Origin of the sequence: Pseudomonas sp. R11-23-07, from assembly GCF_003852295.1 — a bacterium.
Classification (GTDB): Bacteria; Pseudomonadota; Gammaproteobacteria; order Pseudomonadales; family Pseudomonadaceae; genus Aquipseudomonas.
In genome coordinates this window covers 5,338,295-5,358,039 of sequence record NZ_CP027761.1, presented here as the reverse complement: position 1 = coordinate 5,358,039, position 19,745 = coordinate 5,338,295, and the positions used below count along the sequence as shown (strand labels likewise).

The window sequence follows — 19,745 nt, the reverse complement described above, 5'->3', positions numbered from 1 at the left end:
CTCAGTGCCCGTGGCTTCTGCCCACATGCGAGGGCTCGGCCTCGCTGGCCTGCACGCTCCCGCTGACCTCCAAACGCTGCAAGATCCCGCACTGCGCCCCGCCGCCACAGCGCTGGCGCAGGTCCAGCAATTGTTCCTGCAACGCCAGCAGCCCATCGATCCGCGCTTTTACATGGTGGATATGTTCGTCGATCAACGCATTCACGCTTTCGCATTGGTCCTGCGGGCTGTCACGCAGGCTGAGCAGGCTGCGGATTTCTTCCAGGGTCATGTCGAGGCTGCGGCAGTTGCGGATAAAGATCAGCCGCTCGGTGTGCGCCTGGGTGTACACCCGGTAGTTGCCGTCAGTGCGCGCCGGGGGTGGCAGCAGGCTTTCCTTCTCGTAATAACGGATGGTTTCCACCGGGCAGTCGGTCAGTTTGGCCAGTTCGCCGATCTTCATCGCAGCAATCTCCAAATGGGTGCTTGACCCTATAGTGGCTACAGGGTCTTTACTTGGCAACAGGCACATCTACGGACGCGACAGCATGAGCGATTCCCTCCACACCCCGCATAAGCACGATCACGAGCATGATCACGGCGAGCAAACGCTCAAGCCGGTGCATGACCACGGCGGCGGGTGCTGTTCCGGCACCCCGGCGCCTGCAAAAGTACAGTTGAGCGACGCTCCCACCGCCGGCTCGCGCCTGAGCACCTTTCGCATCGAAGCGATGGACTGCCCCACCGAACAAACGCTGATCCAGAACAAACTGGGCAAGCTCGCCGGTGTGCAGCAGCTGGAATTCAACCTGATCAACCGCATTCTCGGTGTCACCCACGACTTGCCGAGCACTGCGCCGATCATCGATGCCATCAAATCCATCGGCATGCAGGCTGACCCGATCGAAGAAGGCACCCCCGCCGCCGCGCCACCCGCCAAGAAACACTGGTGGCCGCTGGCAGTCTCGGGCGTGGGGGCGTTGGGCGCGGAAGTTCTGCATTTCACGGGCGTGGCGCCGACCTGGGTGATCGCCCTGGTGGCGCTGGTGTCGATTCTCAGCGGTGGCCTCACCACCTACAAAAAGGGCTGGATTGCCCTGAAAAACCTGAACCTGAACATCAACGCGCTGATGAGTATCGCCGTGACCGGCGCCGTGCTGATTGGCCAATGGCCGGAAGCGGCGATGGTGATGTTCCTGTTCACCGTGGCCGAGTTGATCGAGGCCAAGTCCCTGGACCGTGCGCGCAATGCCATCAGCGGTCTGATGCAAATGACCCCGGAGCAGGCCACGGTGCGCCAGGCGGACGGTTCATGGCTGGAGCAAGAGGTCAAAAGTATTGATTTAGGCGCCATCGTGCGGGTAAAGCCTGGCGAACGCATTGGCCTGGACGGTGAGGTGACGGCCGGTCAATCCACTGTCGACCAGGCGCCGATCACCGGTGAAAGCCTGCCGATCGAAAAAAACCTGGGCGATAAAGTCTTCGCCGGTACGATCAACCAGGCCGGTTCCCTGGAATACAAGGTGACCGCAGCGGCGAATAATTCCACGTTGGCGCGGATCATCCACGCGGTGGAGCAGGCCCAGGGCGCCCGGGCGCCGACCCAGCGTTTTGTCGACCGCTTCGCCAAGGTCTATACACCCGCGGTGTTCCTGTTTGCCCTGGGCGTGGCGGTCATACCGCCGCTGTTCATGGCGGGCGTCTGGTTCGACTGGATCTACCGCGCCCTGGTGTTGCTGGTGGTCGCGTGCCCGTGCGCCTTGGTGATTTCCACCCCGGTGACCATTGTCAGCGGCCTGGCGGCGGCGGCGCGCAAAGGCATTCTGATCAAGGGCGGCGTGTACCTGGAGGGCGGTTACAAGCTCAACTACCTCGCCCTGGACAAGACTGGCACCATCACCCACGGCAAGCCGGTGCAAACCGACTACTTGCCGCTGTTTGCCACTGTGCAGGACAGCGCGCCGGCGCTGGCCGCGAGTTTGGCCGGCCGTTCCGACCACCCGGTGTCCCTGGCGATCGCCAACGCGGCGGTGGATAAAAACCTGGCGTCCTACGTTGTGGATAACTTCGCGGCATTGCCCGGTCGTGGCGTGCGCGGAGACATAAACGGCGAAACCTACCACCTGGGCAACCACCGTCTGGTGGAAGACCTCGGGCTGTGCTCGCCGGCCCTGGAAGAGAAACTCTTCGCCCTGGAAAAACAAGGCAAGTCCGTGGTGCTGCTGCTCGACAAGTCGGGCCCGCTGGCCCTGTTCGCCGTGGCCGACACGGTCAAGGACAGCAGCCGCGAAGCCATCCGGCAACTGCACGAGTTGGGCGTCAAGACCCTGATGCTCACCGGCGATAACACCCACACCGCCCAGGCGATTGCCGCCCAGGTCGGTATCGACCAGGCCCAGGGCGACCTGCTGCCCACCGATAAGCTGCACGCCATTGAAGCGCTCTACGGCCAGGGCCACCGCGTCGGCATGGTCGGCGACGGCATCAACGACGCCCCGGCCCTGGCACGCGCCGAAATCGGCTTTGCCATGGCCGCCGCAGGCACCGACACCGCGATCGAGACCGCCGATGTGGCACTGATGGACGATGATCTGCGCAAGATCCCGGCATTCATTCGGCTCTCCAGGCAAACGTCGAGTATCCTCAAGCAGAACATCGCCCTGGCGCTGGTGATCAAGGCCATCTTCCTGGCGGTCACCTTCCTGGGCATGGCGACGATGTGGATGGCGGTGTTCGCCGACATGGGCGTCAGCCTGCTGGTGGTGTTCAATGGCCTGCGCCTGTTGCGCAAATAGACGATGAGAGGGTGGTGTGCTGAGTGCTGAGCTGAAGGCGTTTTTCATGGTCGCCCGCCTGGGCAGCATTACCCAGGCGGCGAAAAAGCTCGGCCTGAGCCAACCTACGGTCACTACCCAGATCCGCAACCTGGAAAGCTACTACGGCGTTGAACTGTTCTACCGTGGCGGCCGCCGCCTGACCGTCAGCGATGAAGGCGCGCGGCTGTTGCCGATGGTCAAGGCGCTGTTACAGCAGGAAGCGGACATCGAGTTTTTCCTGCGCAATAACGGCCAGGTCCAGGGCACCTTACGGATTGCTGCCACCGCGCCGTACTACATTCTGGACCTGGTCAAAGCCTTTCGCGAACGCCTGCCGCACGTAGAGGTGTCGGTGGAAATCGGCAATTCCCAGCAGGTGCTCGAAGCGCTGGACGACTACCGCGTCGACGTAGCCGCCTCGTCGCAGTTGGTGGAAGACCCGCGTCTGGTGCGCCGCGTGCTGGGCACGGACCCGCTGGTGTTGGCGGTACACCGCAATCACCCGTTGGCCAAGCTTGATCACGTACCGTTGAGCGCGCTCATCGGGCATACCTTGCTGATGCGTGAAGCAGGTTCTACCACCCGCAGGCTGACGGAAGAGATGCTGAAGAACGCGGGCGTGGGGTACGGGCCGTTGCTGGAGATTGGCAGCCGTGAGTCGATTCGCGAGGCAGTGCTGCGCAATATCGGCATCAGCATCATCGCACGCCACGAAGTGCCGCATGATCCACAGCTGAAGGTGCTGACCATCGAGAAGGCGCCGCAGATTGCCGAATATTTGTATTGCCTCAAGGAAAGAAAAGCCGCACGCCTGCCGGCGGCGTTTCTTGGGTTGGCGCAGGAGATGTCGCCAATCTAGAGGTTAGTGGCAGCCTTGGGGGCCAATCGGGGGCAAGCCCCCTCCCACAGGGGATTTGTGAATACAGTCAAAATGTGGGAGGGGGCTTGCCCCCGATGGCGGTAGACCAGGCACCTCATTTCTATGAATCCTACACAAATCCACCAATACCACTATCACCCCCTTTAGCCTTCCTGCCACACCAACGACGCATTCCCTCCCTAGCATGGCCCCCATCAGTTCGATGAGGTGCCACCATGAACACAGCCCTGACCCAACCCGGCGCGCCGATGAAGGTGCGCGGTATCCAGAAACGCTTCGGCGCCTTTACCGCGTTGGACAACGTGTCCCTGGACGTCGCCGCTGGCGAGCTGGTGTGCCTGCTGGGCCCGTCCGGCTGCGGCAAGACCACGTTGCTGCGCTGCATCGCCGGGCTTGAGCGCCAGGACAGCGGCGAGCTTTACCTGGGTGACCGCGATGTTTCCCGGCTGCCGCCCCAGGCGCGGGACTACGGCATTTTGTTCCAGTCCTACGCGCTGTTTCCCAACCTCACCGTTGAAGCGAACATCGGCTACGGCCTCGCCGGCTGCGGCCGTGATGAGGTGCGCAAGCGTGTCGGGCAAATGCTCGAATTGGTCGGCCTGCTCGGCAGCGAAAAGAAATTCCCCGGCCAGCTGTCCGGGGGCCAGCAGCAGCGTGTCGCGCTGGCGCGGGCCCTGGCGCCGGCGCCGTCGTTATTGTTGTTGGATGAACCCATGTCGGCCCTCGACGCGCGGGTGCGCGAGCATCTGTGTACCGAGTTGCGCCAACTCCAGCGCCGCCTGGGCATCACCACGCTGATGGTCACCCACAACCAGGACGAGGCCATGTTGATGGCCGACCGCATCGCGGTCATGCACAACGGCAAGGTCGAGCAGTACGCCACGCCGCAGGAAATCTATGATCGCCCGGCCACGCCGTTCGTGGCGGAGTTCGTTGGCCAGGGCAACTGGCTGCCGTTCAGCCGCAACAGCGCCAGCCATGCCCAGGTCGGTGGGATGAATGTGCGCCTGGCCGACGACGCCGGCATCGCCAAATCCGGCCGGCTATTCTGCCGCCCGGAAGCGATCAGCATTAATCCACCGGTGCATGAAGAAAACCTGTTCCCGGCCAAAGTCCGCGAGATCACGTTCCTGGGCAATCGCTGCCGCATGAGTTTTGAACTGGAGCAGTTGCCGGGCCACCCGCTGCTGGCCGAGCTGGCACCGGAAGCCATGCCGCGCCTGGGGGCCCAGGACATTCTGGTGGCCCTGCCGCCGCGCAGCTTGCAGGTGTTTGCCTGAGATGGCCATGGAGACGGCGATGACACTGCCGCGCGAAATTTCTCGAGCTGAAACGGGCGACCGCCTGTTTGTGGTCGGCGGCAAATTAGTGTGGCTGGGCCTGTTGGTGGTGGCGGTGTTGCTGCCGCTGCTGGCGATTTTCTGGCGTGGCTTCAGCAGCGAAGCCGGGCAGGGCGGCGGGTTGCTCGCTGCACGCGAGCTGCTGACCAGTGCCAACTTCCACTGGTTGCTCGGCAATAGCCTGAAAGTTTCCCTGAGCGTAGCGGCCATCGTCGTACCGCTGGCCTATCTGTTTGCCTACGCGCTGCAGCGCACCTTGATTCCCGGCAAGGTGATCTGGCGCGGCGTGTCGCTGCTGCCCTTGATGGCGCCATCGATGTTGCCGGGCATTGCACTGGTGTATCTGTTCGGCAACCAGGGGCTGTTGCGCGGGTTGCTCTCGGACAACATCTACGGCTTCTGGGGCATTGTGCTGGGTGAGATGATTTACACCTTCCCACACGCCCTGATGATTCTGCTGTCGGCCTTGTCGCTGGCGGATGCGCGCTTGTTCGACGCAGCCTCAAGCATGGGCGCCAGCCCGGCCCGAGCGTTTCGCAGCATTACCTGGCCGGCGACGCGCCAGGCCGTATTCGCCGCGTTCTGCCTGGTATTCACCCTGTCCATCACTGACTTCGGCGTGCCCGTGGTGGTGGGCGGGGACTACCAGGTGCTGGCGCTGGAAGCCTACAAGGCGGTGGTCGGCCAGCAACAGTTCGGCCGCGGCGCGTTGATTGGCATGGTGCTGCTGTTGCCGGCGCTGTTCAGTTTTGGTGTGGATGCGTGGTTGCGGCGCCGTCACGGTGACGCTATGAGCGGGCGTGCCCAGGTGTTTCAACCACCGCCGTCGCGTTCCAGGGATGGCTGCTACCTGGCTATCGTGCTGCTGATCTGCGCGGCGCTGCTGCTGGTGTTCGGCATGGCGGTGTATTCCTCGCTGGTCAAGTTCTGGCCCTACAACCTGTCGCTGTCCTTGAACCACTACCAGTTCGAAGACACTGCCGGCGGCGGCTGGCTGGCCTATCGCAACAGCCTGACCATGGCGCTGTGCACGGCGTTGATCGGCAGTGTGCTGATCTTCACCGGCGCCTACCTGATGGAAAAAACCAAGGGCCAACAGAGCCTGAACCTGGCCCTGCGCCTGCTCAGCTTTGTGCCGATGGCCGTACCGGGCCTGGTGCTGGGCCTGGGCTATGTGTTCTTTTTCAACCTCGGCGGCAACCCGCTGCATGTGTTCTACGGCAGCATGGCACTGCTGGTGGTGTGCACCATTGCTCACTATCTGACCACTGCGCAAATGACCGCCACCACTGCGCTGCGCCAACTGGACGTGGAATTCGAAGCCGCCGCGTTGTCCCTCAAGGCGCCGCTCTATCGCCATTACTTGAAAGTGACGGTGCCGATCTGCCTGCCGGCGCTGCTGGATATTCTGCGTTACCTGTTCGTGTCGGCGATGACCACCGTCTCCGCTGCGATCTTTCTCTACAGCCCCGACACCATCCTCGCCGCCGTCGCCGTCTTGAACATGGACGATGCCGGCAATGTGGGCGGCGCTGCGGCCATGTCGACCCTGATCCTGTTCACCTCAGGCAGCGTCTCGCTGCTGCTGGCGTGGGCCTCACGTGGCGCCTTGCGCCGCTCCCAAGCCTGGCGCCAGACCGCGCCCGGGCAATGATCCTTCAAAGGAGGTATTCGATGTTCAAGCCACTGGCGCTGGTCGCTGCCGTACTCACCGCATTCAGCCTGAATGCCTTCGCCAACACCGAGTTGACCGTGTACACGGCCCTTGAAGCCGAGCAGTTGAAGACCTACAAAAAGGCCTTCGAGCAGGCCAACCCGGATATCCAGATCAAGTGGGTGCGCGACTCCACCGGCATCATCACCGCCAAGCTGTTGGCTGAAAAGGACCGCCCGCAGGCCGACGTGGTGTGGGGCCTGGCCGCCTCCAGCCTGGCGATCCTCGATCAACAAGGCATGCTCGATCGTTACGCGCCGAAGGACCTGGACAAGATCGGCAAAAACTACCGCGACGCCGCCAACCCACCGGCCTGGGTCGGCATGGATGTGTGGGCGGCGACCATTTGCTTCAACACCGTCGAAGCCGAGAAACAGGGCCTGAGCAAACCGGTGAGTTGGCAGGACCTGACCAAGCCTGAGTACAAGGGCAAGATCGTGATGCCCAACCCGGCGTCCTCCGGTACCGGCTTTCTGGACGTGAGCGCCTGGTTGCAAACCTTTGGTGAGCAGCAGGGCTGGCAGTACATGGACGAGCTGCACCAGAACATCGGCCAGTACGTTCACTCCGGCTCCAAGCCGTGCAAGCTGGCGGCGTCCGGGGAGTTTCCGATCGGTATTTCGTTTGAATACCCGGCCGTACAGCTCAAGCGCCAGGGCGCGCCGCTGGACATCATCCTGCCGAAGGAAGGCCTGGGCTGGGAAATCGAGGCGACGGCGGTGATCAAGGGCACGGCCCACGCCGATGCCGCCAGGAAACTCGCGGACTTTTCCGCCAGCCCGGCGGCGATGGAGCTGTACAAGGACAACTTCGCGGTGCTGGCCCAGCCAGGGATTGCCAAGCCGCAGACCGAATTGCCCGCCGATTACGAGCAGCGGTTGATCAAGAACGACTTTGCCTGGGCCTCGAAGAACCGCGACAGCATCCTGGTTGAATGGCGCAAACGCTATGACGGCAAGTCGGAGAAGGTGGCGGGGCAGTAAGGGTACCGATCGTTCCCACGCTCCGCGTGGTAACGCCGCTCCGGACGCTCCGCGTCCGCTCTTGAAGGTCGTGACGCGGAGCGTCACTGGATGAATTCCCACGCGGAGCGCGGGAACGAGAGGACAGTATGAGTAGTGACCTGTTAATTGTCGGCGCCGGCATCCTCGGCCTCTCCCATGCCTACGCCGCTGCCAGGCGCGGGCTCAAGGTCAAGGTTTTCGAACGCAGCGCCACCCCGCTGGGCGCCTCGGTGCGCAACTTCGGCCAGGCGCTGGTCACCGGCCAACCGCCGGGGCCGATGCTCGACCTGGCGCGGCAAAGCCGCGATATCTGGGCACACTGGGCGCAGGCCTGCGGCTTTCAGCTCAAGCGCAATGGCTCCTACCTGTTCGCCCGTACCGAAGCCGAAGAGCACCTGCTCGAAGCCTTCTGCGCCGGGCGTGCCCGCGAGCACGGCTACAACGTGGCGTTGCTGCAAGGCGCGGCGTTGAACGACCTGTACGGCGGCCAGTTCCGCCATCACCGCGCCGCGCTGCATGGCGAGGACGACCAGCAACTGTATTCGCGCGAAGCGATCCCGGCGCTGATCAACTACCTGGCCCAGGAACTGAACGTGGAGTTTCACTTTTCGACCCTGGTGCGCGACGTCGAGCCGGGCCAGTTGCACAGCACGGCGGGGCGTTTTCGCGGCGAGCAGATCATTGTGTGTTCCGGGCACGACTACCAGACCCTGCTGGCCGAATCGATCGCCCCGCTCAACCCACAAATCTGCCGCCTGCAAATGCTGCGTGCACGGCCGGCGCTTGAGCTGAACCTGCAACACGCCGTGTGGACCGGCCTCAGTTGCGTGCATTACGGCGCGTTCGCCGACTTGCCGCAAGCTGCGTCGGTGCAGGCGCAGATCCTGCGCGAAGCACCGCACCTGCACGAGCACGGCATTCACCTGCTGATCAGCCCTACGCCCCATGGCGACCTGATCATCGGCGATTCCCATGATTACGGCAGCGATGCATCGCCGTTCAACGCCGAGCAGGTCGATGACTGGCTGATCGAACTGGCCGAGCAGACCCTGGGCTGCACGATCCAGGTGCTGGAGCGTTGGCAGGGCGTATATGGCTCGCGTGGGCCCGCGCCGTTTTCGTTTGTGCAGGCGGCTGCCGGCATCAGCATTGCGCTGATGCATACCGGTGTGGGCATGAGTGTGGGGCCGGCCATGGCCGAGCGAAATATCACGGCACTGTGGGGGCCGGCGTGCTAATGGCGGATCAGGCTTCGTCCAATCGCTGAGCCAGCGCCTCGATTTGCTCCTGACGCTCGGCCTGGCTCAACCTGGAGTGGGGGTTGAGCGATGACCATTGCGGATAGGCGCGCGCTTTGTTCAAGGCGTCCGGCAGCTTGCCTTCGCGCCAGGTTTTATCCTGGGGCGTATCGACCTTGATGCCGTGCATCGCCGCATGGCCGCGCAGGTTCAAGGCCTTGAGCAACTGGCGTTGGCGCAGGGCGAGCAGGCGCAGCACGCTGTCGTCGACGGTCAGCTCGCGCTGGCCTTTGATTTTGCCCAGCAGGCGGCCGCCATAACTGCGCGCGGTCTGCAGCGCGCCACCGGCAATCGCACCGGCGATGGCGGCAGCGCCGAGGGTCAAGCCGCCGACCAACAGGTCCACGCCCGCGCCGGCTGCCGCGCCTGCGGCGATCCCGCCACCTACGCGCACCCCAAGCTGTTTGAGGGTTTCGGGGTTGAACAGGTCGTCGCCCCAGCGTCCGTCCAGCAGCGGCAGGTCGCTGGCGGCGGCGTCCTGCGGGCGGAAGCCGAACAGCTTGAGCAGGGAATCCACGCACTTTTGTTCGCGTTGGCGCACGGCCTTGCGCAGTTCGCTGATCGCGTGCGGCTCATCTGCGGTCATTACGCTGCGCCGGCACGCTGCACAGTCGATCAACAATTCGGCGATCAAGCGTGCGGCGCTTTGCTGGCGCGCCTGGCGTTGGGCTTGCTGGTCGAGGATCAGCCGTTCCAACTGCGGCCGTGCGTTTTCCAGCAGCAGGGCCAGGCTTTCATACAACCGCTGTTCGCCGTCTTCCGGCGGCGCCACGCTGTCAAAGCGCACCAGCGCATGCAGGCCCAGGCGAGCCAGAGCTTCGCGCCACTGGGGTTCGCGGTGCTCGCTGCTGCTGACGAAATTGAGCACCGGCAGCAAGGGTTTGCCGCAGCTGGCCAGCACCTGCAACTCGTCGCGGTACTTGGCCAGTACCGGTTCGCGGGCGTCGATCACGTACAGGCCGCCATCCGAGGCCAACAGTTGGCGCAGCACCTTGGCTTCCTGTTCGAAGCGTTGGCGCGCTTCGCTGCCTTCCAGGAACCGCGTCAGGCGGGCCGGGCCATCCAGGCGTTCACCGGGGCGGTCGAGGCGTTCGAGGTAGTCGAGCAGGGCGATGGCGTCTTCCAGGCCGGGTGTGTCGTACAGCTCCAGCAAGGCTTCGCCATCCACCGATAAGCGCGCACCTTCGACATGCCGCGTGGTGCTGGGGCGATGGGAGACTTCGCCAAAGCCGACATCGCGGGTCAGGGTGCGCAGCAGTGAGGTCTTGCCCACGTTGGTATGGCCGACTACGGCGAGCTTCAGGGGTTTAGTCATGACCGCTCTCCAGCCAGTTCAACGGTGCGCAGTCGGCGAAGGGCAGCTCAAGCTGTTGCAGCGCGCTGTGCCAGTCGCCCAGGCGCTCGGCATCCAGCGCCTGGCCGGGCGGCGCTTGCAGCAGCCACACCCGTGTGGCCGCGGCACTGCGCGCCAGTTCGGCGATCAGCGCCAGGCTGCCACGGTCGGGCGAGCGACGCGGGTCGCAGGCGATGGCCAGGCGCGCGGGCGGGAAGCGTGTGAGCTGCTCCAGCAGTCTGTTGCGCGATTCACGGCTGTCGAGAATGCCGGCGTTCTTGACCGTGCCGGGCAGTTTGGGCGGCCAGGGGCGCTGGTCGTCCAGTTCGATGGCAACCAGCAGCGCGCCGTCGCTGTGCAGCTCACTGACGCCGCCCGCCACCTGGTGCAGGTGTTCCGGCGCCGCATCGTTGACCCCCAGCCGCTCGCTGCTCGGCATCAGGCGCTCGCGCAGTTGGGCGTAGCCGGGCTGGGTGAGGTCCAGGCCCAAGGCCGCGCGCCCACGTTTCCAGCGCCACAGGCACAGCAGCGCCAGTACCAGCCGGGGCAGCACCCCGTAGACCAGCAACACCCCCACCAACCAGGCGGCCCAGGCCTGGCGGGCGCTTTCGATATTCAGTGCGGAGTCGCCGCTGGCGCGGATCATCTCGACCGTCGGTACGTTGAAGCCGAGCAGGGCGGGCAGTGTGCCAAGGGCCTGAGTGACGGCGATGAAGGTATCCGCTCCCAGGATGGTGGTTTCCCACACGAAGCCGTAACGCCGGGTGGCGAGCAGCATCAGTAAAACCAGCAGGGCGCTGAGCAATGCCAGCAACCACAGGCTGTTGACCAGCACACCAACCGCCCAACGGTTGAGTTTATGGCGCTGCAGCAACAGTAGCAGTGCCGGTGCCAGCTGCGCGGCCTTGGCGTCGCGCGCAAGTTTTTCGCTGAGCCACAGCCACAGGCGACCGAGGCTGGCGCTGTGTTCGCCGGCAAACACCAGGCCCAGGGCCCAACTGAGCAGCAGGATCAGGTTCAGGCCGAGCAGGCTGCCCAGGGCCCAGAACACATTCACCGGGGTAACGCCGTTGCCCAGCGCGGCAAACGCCAGGCCGGCGCCGCTGATAACTGCGACTATCGCCAGCATTACCACGGCCAGGCGCGCGCCTTGCAGCCAGCGACTGAGCGCGCCGGTCAGGCCGTCGCGTTCGGCCAGGTGCAGCGCACGTTGCGCGATACGCGTTGGCAGGTCGCCACCGGCCGAGCGGGCCAGGCGGTTGGCTTCGAGGTCTTCCAGGGGGCCGGCGTGTTCTTCGCGCAGGCGCACGGTTTCGGTCAGCCAGAGTGTGTGCAGCGGGTTCAGTGCAGTCACGCGCCATCCTGTTGTGTTCGTGAGGTTGGAGCATAACCGCTGACTCGCAGCTCTGGTATTCTCGTCGCCATGAAAAAAACTCTCCCTCTAAGCCTGATCGCAGCCCTCGGTGAAAACCGCGTGATCGGCGTCGACAACAGCATGCCCTGGCATTTGCCGGGGGATTTCAAATATTTCAAGGCCACCACCCTCGGCAAGCCGATCATCATGGGGCGCAAGACCTGGGATTCCCTGGGCCGACCGTTGCCGGGGCGCCTGAACATCGTGGTCAGCCGTCAGACCGATCTGGTGCTTGAAGGTGCGCAAGTATTTGCGTCACTGGAAGCTGCGGTTGAACGCGCCGAGGCGTGGGCACTGGAGCAGGGCGTGGATGAGCTGATGCTGATCGGCGGTGCGCAACTGTATGCGCAGGGGCTGGAACACGCCGATCGCCTGTACTTGACGCGGGTGGCGTTGAGCCCGGAAGGGGATGCGTGGTTTCCGGAGTTTGATCAGAGCCAGTGGAAGTTGGTGTCGAATCTGGAGAACCCGGCCGAGGGTGATAAACCGGCTTACAACTTCGAAGTTTGGGAAAAGGCCTAAAAGCATCGGGGGCAAGCCCCCTCCCACATTTGAATGTATTCACAAATCAAAGTGTGGGAGGGGCTTGCCCCCGATAGCGTTCTATCAGGCCTGCGCTAGCTCAGCATGCTCATCGGCATCCAGCAACGCTTTATCCGTCTGCCCCATGAGCTGGCTGGTAATCGCCCCCGCCGTCATCGAGCCATTTACGTTCAACGCCGTGCGGCCCATGTCGATCAGCGGCTCCACGGAAATCAGCAGCGCTACCAGTGACACCGGCAAGCCCATGGCCGGCAGCACGATCAGCGCGGCGAAGGTCGCACCACCGCCAACCCCGGCAACGCCGGCCGAGCTCAAGGTCACAATCGCCACCAATGTCGCGATCCAAAGCGGGTCCAGCGGGTTGATGCCGACCGTTGGCGCCACCATCACCGCCAACATCGCAGGATAGAGCCCGGCACAGCCGTTCTGGCCGATGGTCGCGCCAAACGAAGCGGCGAAACCGGCGATTGACTGCGGGATGCCCAGGCGACGGGTCTGCGCTTCGATGCTCAAGGGGATCGAGGCCGCGCTGGAGCGGCTGGTGAAGGCAAACGTCAGCACCGGCCACACCTTGCGGAAGAAGCGCAGCGGGTTGACGCCGGCCAGCGACAGCAACAGGCCGTGCACCACGAACATCAGGCCCAGGGCCAGGTACGACACCACGACAAAGCTGCCGAGCTTGATGATGTCCTGCAGGTTGGAGCTGGCGACCACCTTGGTCATCAGCGCCAGTACGCCGTACGGAGTCAGCTTCATGACCAGGCGCACCAGGCGCATCACCCAGGCTTGCAGGGTGTCGATGGCGTTGAGCACTTTCTGGCCTTTCTCCACGTCATCCTTGAGCAGTTGCAGCGCGGCAACCCCCAGGAATGCGGCAAAGATCACCACGCTGATGATTGACGTCGGCTTGGCCCGGGCCAGGTCGGCGAACGGGTTGGCCGGCACGAACGACAGCAGCAATTGCGGGATATTCAGGTCGGCGACCTTGCCCGCGTAATCGTTCTGGATCACTTGCAGGCGCGCCATTTCCTGGGTGCCGGCGACCAGGCCTTCGGCGGTCAGGCCGAACAGGTTGGTCAGGCCGATACCGATCAGCGCGGCAATCGCGGTGGTGAACAGCAGGGTGCCGATGGTCAGGAAGCTGATCTTGCCCAGGGACGAGGCGTTGTGCAGACGCGCCACGGCACTGAGGATCGAGGCGAACACCAGCGGAATCACGATCATTTGCAGCAGTTGCACATAGCCGTTGCCGACCAGGTCGAACCAACCAATGGAAGCCTTGAGCACCGGGTGGCCGGCGCCATAGATGGCATGCAATACCACACCGAATACCACGCCAAGCACCAGGGCGAACAGCACCTTCTTGGCAAGGCTCCATTGAGTACGGCCGGTTTGTGCCAGGCCCAGCAACAGGGCCACGAACACCAGTAAGTTGAGAATCAGGGGAAGATTCATTGAAGCTCCGTTGAGAAGGCAGCCAATCGCGTGAGCCTGCGATTGCGAACCGGAGAGCCTAACAGCTTGAAATATATTGATTTAATACCGATATGGAATGGTCACTGTCGTTTTTGGAATAAGCGTTTGACGCTGCCGCGTATGCCGTTGGCGGAATCAGGACGCAGGCCGTCGTGCTCGACGCGAGGACTGTCACACAGATTTGTTAGCGTCGATGTCTTTCACTCAGGAAGGAACGCTTATGAAGCTCGCGCTGAAATTGCTTGCCGCCGCTCTCTGCCTTGGGCTCGCCAGCCAGGCGCTGGCCGCCACCGAGTTGAAACACTGGCCGGCGCCTGCCGCCAAACAATTGAACGAGATGATCGCTGCCAATGCCAACAAGGGCAATTTCGCAGTGTTCGACATGGACAACACCAGCTACCGCTACGACCTTGAAGAATCCCTGCTGCCGTACATGGAGAACAAGGGCCTGATCACCCGCGACAGCCTCGACCCTTCGCTCAAGCTGATGCCGTTCAAAGACACCGCCGACCACAAGGAAAGCCTGTTCAGCTACTACTATCGCCTCTGCGAAGTGGACGACATGGTGTGCTACCCGTGGGTGGCCCAAGTGTTTTCCGGCTTCACCCTCAAGGAACTCAAGGTCCAGGTCGACGAGTTGATGGCCTCCGGCAAGCCTGTGCCCGTCACCTATTTTGAAGGCGACGCGGTGAAGAAATCCGAAGTGCAGCCACCGAAAGTCTTCACCGGCCAGGCCGAGCTGTACAACAAGCTGATGGAAAACGGCATCGACGTGTATGTGATGACTGCCGCCTCGGAGGAACTGGTGCGCATGGTCGCTGCTGATCCGAAGTACGGCTACAACGTCAAACCCGAAAACGTCATCGGCGTGACCACCCTGCTCAAAGACCGCAGCACGGGCGAACTGACCACCGCGCGCAAACAGATCGCCGCCGGCAAATACGACGAGAAGGCCAACCTTGGCCTGGAACTCACGCCGTACCTGTGGACCCCGGCGACCTGGATGGCCGGCAAACACGCGGCGATCCTCACGTACATCGACGAGTGGAAAAAACCGGTGATCGTCGGCGGCGACACCCCGACCAGCGACGGTTACATGCTGTTCCACGATGTGGACGTGGCCAAGGGTGGCATCCATTTGTGGATCAACCGCAAAGACAAATACATGACTCAGCTCAACGGCATGATGGCCAAGCATGCGGCGGCGCAGGCCAAGGAAGGGTTGCCGGTGACGGCGGACAAGAATTGGGTGATCGTCAAGCCGGAGGATATTCAGTAACAGGCTGAACGCGGTCAAAAAAATGTGGGAGGGGGCTTGCTCCCGATAGCGGTGGGTCAGGCAGCTCATATATTGCCTGACACTCTGCTATCGGGAGCAAGCCCCCTCCCACATTTGATCTTCATCGGTCTTGGGGTTTATCTCCAGGCAAAAAAATGCCCCGCCAAGTGCGGGGCATTTTCATGGGAGACGGTTACAGGCCGTCTAGCATCGCCTTGTTACGCACGGCACCTTTATCGGCACTGGTCGCCAACAGGGCATAAGCTTTCAACGCGGTCGTGACTTTGCGCGGGCGCTTCTCCACCGGCTTCCAGCCTTTCTTGTCCTGCTCGACCCGGCGTGCGGCCAGTTCTTCATCGCTGATCAACAGGTTGATCGAACGGTTCGGAATGTCGATCAGCACTTTGTCACCATCCTGCACCAGGCCGATCGCGCCGCCGGCAGCGGCTTCCGGCGAAGCGTGGCCGATGGACAGGCCCGAGGTGCCGCCGGAGAAGCGGCCGTCGGTGAGCAGGGCACAGGCTTTGCCCAGGCCTTTGGACTTGAGGTACGAAGTTGGGTAAAGCATTTCCTGCATACCCGGGCCGCCTTTGGGGCCTTCGTAGCGGATGATTACGATGTCGCCTTCTTTGACTTCGTCAGCCAGGATGCCGCGCACCGAGCTGTCCTGGCTTTCGTAGATCTTGGCGCGGCCTTCGAACACGTGGATGGACTCGTCCACACCGGCAGTCTTCACCACGCAACCGTCGAGGGCGATGTTGCCGTACAGCACGGCCAGGCCGCCTTCTTGGGAATAGGCGTGCTCGACACTGCGGATGCAGCCGTTTTCACGGTCGTCATCCAGGGTGTCCCAGCGGGTCGACTGGCTGAACGCGGTCTGGGTCGGAATGCCTGCAGGGCCTGCCTTGAAGAAGGTGTGCACGGCTTCGTCGTCAGTCTGGGTGATATCCCACTTGGCGATGCCTTCGGCGAGAGACGTGCTGTGCACAGTCGGCAGGTCGGTGTGCAGCAGGCCGCCACGGGCCAGGGAGCCCAGGATCGAGAAGATCCCGCCGGCGCGGTGCACGTCTTCCATGTGGTACTTCTGGATGTTCGGCGCGACCTTGCACAGTTGCGGCACGTGACGGGACAGACGGTCGATGTCGCGCAGGTCGAAATCGATCTCGGCTTCCTGGGCGGCAGCCAGCAAGTGCAGGATGGTGTTGGTGGAACCGCCCATGGCGATGTCCAGGGTCATGGCGTTTTCGAACGCCTTGAAGTTGGCGATATTGCGCGGCAATACCGACTCATCGTTCTCGGTGTAGTAGCGCTTGCACAGCTCGACGATGGTGCGGCCGGCCTGCAGGAACAATTGCTCGCGGTCGCTGTGGGTGGCCAGCGTCGAACCGTTGCCCGGCAAGGCCAGGCCCAGGGCTTCCACCAGGCAGTTCATCGAGTTGGCGGTGAACATGCCGGAGCATGAACCGCAGGTCGGGCAGGCGCTGCGCTCGTATTCCGCGACCTTCTCGTCAGAAGCGCTGGAATCGGCGGCGATGACCATGGCGTCGACCAGGTCGAGGCCGTGGGAGGCAAGCTTGGTCTTGCCGGCTTCCATCGGGCCGCCGGAGACGAAGATCACCGGGATGTTCAGGCGCAGGGCGGCCATCAGCATGCCGGGGGTGATCTTGTCGCAGTTGGAAATGCACACGATGGCGTCGGCGCAGTGGGCGTTGACCATGTACTCCACGGAGTCGGCGATGATCTCGCGGCTCGGCAGCGAGTACAGCATGCCGTCATGGCCCATGGCGATGCCGTCGTCCACGGCGATGGTGTTGAATTCCTTTGCCACGCCGCCGGCGCGTTCGATCTCGCGGGCGACCAATTGGCCCAGGTCCTTGAGGTGGACGTGGCCGGGGACGAACTGGGTGAACGAGTTGGCAATCGCGATGATCGGCTTCTTGAAGTCGTCATCTTTCATCCCCGTGGCACGCCACAGTGCGCGCGCGCCGGCCATGTTGCGGCCGTGGGTGGATGTTTTCGAGCGGTAATCTGGCATGGAGCACTCCGGGCGGCTAATCAGGTATCAAAGGGGAGTGAGCTTCTATTGACGTCTGGAACACCCGAAAAATGGCACTGGTGTCCGGAAGTTGCCGCAAACGTGACGGGATCGCCGTGCGCATTGGCCTTGAGCTCATAAACCCGCCGGGGGATGACTGGCGATGAATAGGCCCGATTCTACACCGTCTTCCTGTAGGAGCGAGCTTGCTCGCGAAAAACGTAAACGATAACGCAGCGCTATCAGGCAGCGCGCGTCGCCTGTTGGTTTTTCGCGAGCAAGCTCGCTCCTACAAGGGAGGTTCCGGTGTTAGCTGTTCGGCAACAACCGGCAGGTAATGCTCTTGATATAGCGCGTCTCGACGATCGCCGGGTGCACCGGATGGTCCGGGCCCTGGCCGCCGCGTTCGAGCATCTGGATATTGCGGTCCAGGTGGCGGGCGCTGGTCAGCAGGATGTTTTGCAGGTCGTCTTCGGGCAGGTGCATGGAGCACGAGGCGCTGACCAGGATGCCGTCCTTGCTGAGCAGGCGCATGGCTTGCTCGTTCAGGCGGCGGTAGGCGCCTTCGCCGTTTTTCATGTCTTTCTTGCGCTTGATGAAGGCCGGCGGGTCGGCGACGATCACGTCGAAGCGTTCTTCGCTGGCTTTGAGTTCCTTGAGCGCTTCGAACACGTCGCCTTCGATGCAGGTCATTTTCTCGGCGACGCCGTTCAGCGCGGCGTTGCGCTCCACGCCATCGAGGGCGAAGGCAGAGGCGTCGACGCAGAACACTTCACTGGCGCCGAAAGCCGCGGCTTGTACGCCCCAGCCGCCGATGTAGCTGTACAGGTCGAGTACGCGCTTGCCCTTGGCATACGGCGCCAGGCGTGCGCGGTTCATGCGGTGGTCGTAGAACCAGCCGGTTTTCTGGCCCTGGATCACCGGGGCTTCGAATTTCACGCCGTTTTCTTCCAGCGCCACCCACTCCGGCACCAGGCCGAACACGGTTTCGACGTAGCGGTTGAGGCCTTCGGCGTCGCGCGCGGCGGAGTCGTTCTTGAACAGGATGCCGCTCGGCTTGAGCACTTGGGTCAGCGCGGCGATCACGTCTTCTTTATGGGCTTCCATGGTCGCCGAGGCGATCTGCACGACGAGGATGTCGCCGAAACGGTCGACCACCAGACCTGGCAGCAGGTCGGAATCACCGTAGACCAGGCGATAGAATGGCTTGTCGAACAGGCGATCACGCAGCGACAGGGCGACGTTGATGCGGTGCACCAGCAGCGACTTGTCCAGCGGCAACTTGATGTCGCGCGACAGCAGGCGGGCGCAGATCAGGTTGTTCGGGCTCATGGCCACGATGCCCAGGGTCTTGCCACCGGCCGCTTCCAGGATAGCCTGGTCACCTGCCTGGAAGCCGTGGAGTGGGGTGGCGGCCACGTCGATTTCGTTGCTGTAGACCCACAGGTGGCCGTTGCGCAAACGACGATCAGCGTTGGCTTTGAGACGCAGGCTTGGCAGGGACATGACGTCGCTCCGGAAAAAAGAGCGGGAGTATACCGTGTTGTGTAGTTACTGAGCGCGCCGCCGGACATGTGGGAGGGGGCTTGCTCCCGATAGCGATGGATCAGTCAGCTCATCTTTCATTGATATACCGCAATCGGGGGCAAGCCCCCTCCCACATTTGATCCGGTTTCAGTTCGGTTTGTGGGTGTCGGCCACGTCTGCATAAGGGTTAGAATCCCCGCCTAGCCCAGAGTGTGTACTTATGTCCCAAGAGCTTTCCGCCGAACAGATTCAGCAGGTGCTGCAAGGCATCAGCGTGCCGCCCCAGCCGCAAATCATGGTGGATTTGCAGATGGAGCAGTACATGCCCGACCCGGACCTGGAAGTGATCGCCCGGCTGATCGCCCAGGACCCGGGCCTGTCCGGCGCGTTGCTGAAAATCGTCAACTCGCCGTATTACGGCCTGAGCAACAAGATCGCCTCGATCCAGCGCGCGGTGAACCTGCTGGGCAGCCGCTCGGTGATCAACCTGATCAATGCGTTGTCGATCAAAGGCGAGATGAGCGATGACACCATCGTCACGCTCAACCGCTTCTGGGACACGGCCCAGGACGTGGCCATGACCTGCCTGACCCTGGCCAAGCGCACCGGCGCTCAAGCGGTCGACGAAGCCTACGCCCTGGGCCTGTTCCACGATTGCGGCGTACCGCTGATGCTCAAGCGGTTCCCCAACTACATGACGGTATTGGAGCAGGGCTACGCCAATGCCGGCCCGGATTGCCGCGTGGTCGACACCGAGAACAACGCGTTCAATACCAACCATGCCGTGGTGGGCTACTACACCGCCAAATCCTGGCGCCTGCCGGAGCATGTGACCGACGCCATCGCCAATCACCACAACGCCCTGGCGATTTTCAGCGATGAGTCGTCGCGCAACCCTGCCCTTAAAAATCTGCTGGCGATCCTGAAAATGGCCGAGCACATCTGTTCGTCCTATCGCGTGCTGGGCAACCAGACTGTCGACCGTGAGTGGGAGGCGATCGGCCATCTGGTGCTGGATCACGTTGGCCTGTCGGACTACGACTTCGAAAGCCTGAAGTTGTCGATCCGCGAGCTGGGCGCGCACTGAGCCTTTCTTCCCGAGGTACA

General features: G+C 62.8%; 15 protein-coding genes. 9 read left to right on the top strand and 6 right to left on the bottom strand.

What is annotated here, in order from left to right:
* Position 1: 1 nt before the first annotated feature.
* On the bottom strand, positions 2–442 hold the full coding sequence (gene cadR / locus C4J84_RS24645) for a Cd(II)/Pb(II)-responsive transcriptional regulator (protein WP_124364844.1): 441 nt from the start codon (positions 440–442) through the stop codon (positions 2–4).
* Between the two features lie 85 nt (positions 443–527).
* On the opposite strand from cadR, the gene C4J84_RS24640 reads away from it, so the two are divergent.
* From C4J84_RS24640 to C4J84_RS24615, 6 genes are all read left to right on the top strand, one after another.
* Positions 528–2,774: a heavy metal translocating P-type ATPase gene (locus C4J84_RS24640; RefSeq protein ID WP_124436230.1), complete on the top strand. Its 2,247-nt coding sequence runs from the start codon at positions 528–530 to the stop codon at positions 2,772–2,774.
* A 16-nt stretch (positions 2,775–2,790) separates the two neighbouring features.
* Positions 2,791–3,654 carry a LysR family transcriptional regulator gene (locus C4J84_RS24635; RefSeq protein ID WP_124436229.1) on the top strand — a complete coding sequence of 288 codons (864 nt, stop codon included), beginning with the start codon at positions 2,791–2,793 and terminating at the stop codon, positions 3,652–3,654.
* 236 nt (positions 3,655–3,890) lie between these two features.
* The gene (locus C4J84_RS24630; protein WP_124436228.1) at positions 3,891–4,955 is read left to right on the top strand and encodes a putative 2-aminoethylphosphonate ABC transporter ATP-binding protein; all 1,065 of its coding nucleotides are present in this window, start codon (positions 3,891–3,893) and stop codon (positions 4,953–4,955) included.
* A gap of 7 nt (positions 4,956–4,962) precedes the next feature.
* Positions 4,963–6,669: a putative 2-aminoethylphosphonate ABC transporter permease subunit gene (locus C4J84_RS24625; protein ID WP_177412784.1), complete on the top strand. Its 1,707-nt coding sequence runs from the start codon at positions 4,963–4,965 to the stop codon at positions 6,667–6,669.
* A 20-nt stretch (positions 6,670–6,689) separates the two neighbouring features.
* Positions 6,690–7,712, top strand: coding sequence for a putative 2-aminoethylphosphonate ABC transporter substrate-binding protein (locus C4J84_RS24620; protein WP_124411015.1), 1,023 nt, complete (start codon positions 6,690–6,692; stop codon positions 7,710–7,712).
* A 128-nt stretch (positions 7,713–7,840) separates the two neighbouring features.
* Entirely contained in the window at positions 7,841–8,971 is a 1,131-nt protein-coding gene (locus C4J84_RS24615; protein ID WP_124372193.1) for a TIGR03364 family FAD-dependent oxidoreductase, read from the top strand.
* A 7-nt stretch (positions 8,972–8,978) separates the two neighbouring features.
* Here the strand turns inward: C4J84_RS24615 and C4J84_RS24610 are convergent, their stop codons facing one another.
* Both C4J84_RS24610 and C4J84_RS24605 read right to left on the bottom strand, forming a co-directional pair.
* Entirely contained in the window at positions 8,979–10,346 is a 1,368-nt protein-coding gene (locus C4J84_RS24610) for a DUF3482 domain-containing protein (RefSeq protein WP_124372192.1), read from the bottom strand.
* Positions 10,339–11,718, bottom strand: a complete 1,380-nt coding sequence (locus tag C4J84_RS24605) for a DUF2868 domain-containing protein (protein WP_124372191.1) — start codon at positions 11,716–11,718, stop codon at positions 10,339–10,341. The genes C4J84_RS24610 and C4J84_RS24605 overlap by 8 nt, the downstream gene beginning before the upstream one ends.
* A 69-nt stretch (positions 11,719–11,787) precedes the next feature.
* On the opposite strand from C4J84_RS24605, the gene C4J84_RS24600 reads away from it, so the two are divergent.
* A complete protein-coding gene (locus C4J84_RS24600; protein ID WP_124372190.1) occupies positions 11,788–12,300 on the top strand; it encodes a dihydrofolate reductase in 513 nt (170 codons plus the stop codon).
* Positions 12,301–12,384: 84 nt separating this feature from the next.
* On the opposite strand, the gene C4J84_RS24595 is transcribed toward C4J84_RS24600, so the two are convergent.
* A complete protein-coding gene (locus tag C4J84_RS24595) occupies positions 12,385–13,776 on the bottom strand; it encodes an L-cystine transporter (RefSeq protein WP_124372189.1) in 1,392 nt (463 codons plus the stop codon).
* A gap of 241 nt (positions 13,777–14,017) precedes the next feature.
* On the opposite strand from C4J84_RS24595, the gene C4J84_RS24590 reads away from it, so the two are divergent.
* Positions 14,018–15,076, top strand: coding sequence for a haloacid dehalogenase-like hydrolase (locus C4J84_RS24590; RefSeq protein WP_124436226.1), 1,059 nt, complete (start codon positions 14,018–14,020; stop codon positions 15,074–15,076).
* A 193-nt stretch (positions 15,077–15,269) separates the two neighbouring features.
* Here C4J84_RS24590 and ilvD read toward each other — a convergent pair whose 3' ends face one another.
* Together ilvD and C4J84_RS24580 are read right to left on the bottom strand one after the other, a co-directional pair.
* Complete coding sequence (ilvD, locus tag C4J84_RS24585) at positions 15,270–17,111, bottom strand: dihydroxy-acid dehydratase (protein WP_057723488.1); 1,842 nt, start codon at positions 17,109–17,111, stop codon at positions 15,270–15,272.
* A gap of 309 nt (positions 17,112–17,420) precedes the next feature.
* Complete coding sequence (locus C4J84_RS24580; RefSeq protein WP_053127951.1) at positions 17,421–18,617, bottom strand: class I SAM-dependent rRNA methyltransferase; 1,197 nt, start codon at positions 18,615–18,617, stop codon at positions 17,421–17,423.
* A 295-nt stretch (positions 18,618–18,912) separates the two neighbouring features.
* Here C4J84_RS24580 and C4J84_RS24575 point away from each other — a divergent pair, with 295 nt between their 5' ends.
* A complete protein-coding gene (locus C4J84_RS24575) occupies positions 18,913–19,725 on the top strand; it encodes an HDOD domain-containing protein (RefSeq protein ID WP_177412782.1) in 813 nt (270 codons plus the stop codon).
* Positions 19,726–19,745: the final 20 nt, after the last annotated feature.

What these genes read in the sequence shown, in the direction of transcription:
- C4J84_RS24580 (WP_053127951.1), bottom strand. Translation starts at nt 18,617, where the DNA reads ATGTCCCTGCCAAGCCTGCGTCTCAAAGCCAACGCTGATCGTCGTTTG.
- C4J84_RS24590 (WP_124436226.1), top strand. Translation starts at nt 14,018, where the DNA reads ATGAAGCTCGCGCTGAAATTGCTTGCCGCCGCTCTCTGCCTTGGGCTC.
- C4J84_RS24615 (WP_124372193.1), top strand. Translation starts at nt 7,841, where the DNA reads ATGAGTAGTGACCTGTTAATTGTCGGCGCCGGCATCCTCGGCCTCTCC.
- C4J84_RS24630 (WP_124436228.1), top strand. Translation starts at nt 3,891, where the DNA reads ATGAACACAGCCCTGACCCAACCCGGCGCGCCGATGAAGGTGCGCGGT.
- C4J84_RS24610 (WP_124372192.1), bottom strand. Translation starts at nt 10,346, where the DNA reads ATGACTAAACCCCTGAAGCTCGCCGTAGTCGGCCATACCAACGTGGGC.
- C4J84_RS24640 (WP_124436230.1), top strand. Translation starts at nt 528, where the DNA reads ATGAGCGATTCCCTCCACACCCCGCATAAGCACGATCACGAGCATGAT.
- cadR (WP_124364844.1), bottom strand. Translation starts at nt 442, where the DNA reads ATGAAGATCGGCGAACTGGCCAAACTGACCGACTGCCCGGTGGAAACC.
- C4J84_RS24600 (WP_124372190.1), top strand. Translation starts at nt 11,788, where the DNA reads ATGAAAAAAACTCTCCCTCTAAGCCTGATCGCAGCCCTCGGTGAAAAC.
- C4J84_RS24625 (WP_177412784.1), top strand. Translation starts at nt 4,963, where the DNA reads ATGGAGACGGCGATGACACTGCCGCGCGAAATTTCTCGAGCTGAAACG.
- ilvD (WP_057723488.1), bottom strand. Translation starts at nt 17,111, where the DNA reads ATGCCAGATTACCGCTCGAAAACATCCACCCACGGCCGCAACATGGCC.
- C4J84_RS24595 (WP_124372189.1), bottom strand. Translation starts at nt 13,776, where the DNA reads ATGAATCTTCCCCTGATTCTCAACTTACTGGTGTTCGTGGCCCTGTTG.
- C4J84_RS24620 (WP_124411015.1), top strand. Translation starts at nt 6,690, where the DNA reads ATGTTCAAGCCACTGGCGCTGGTCGCTGCCGTACTCACCGCATTCAGC.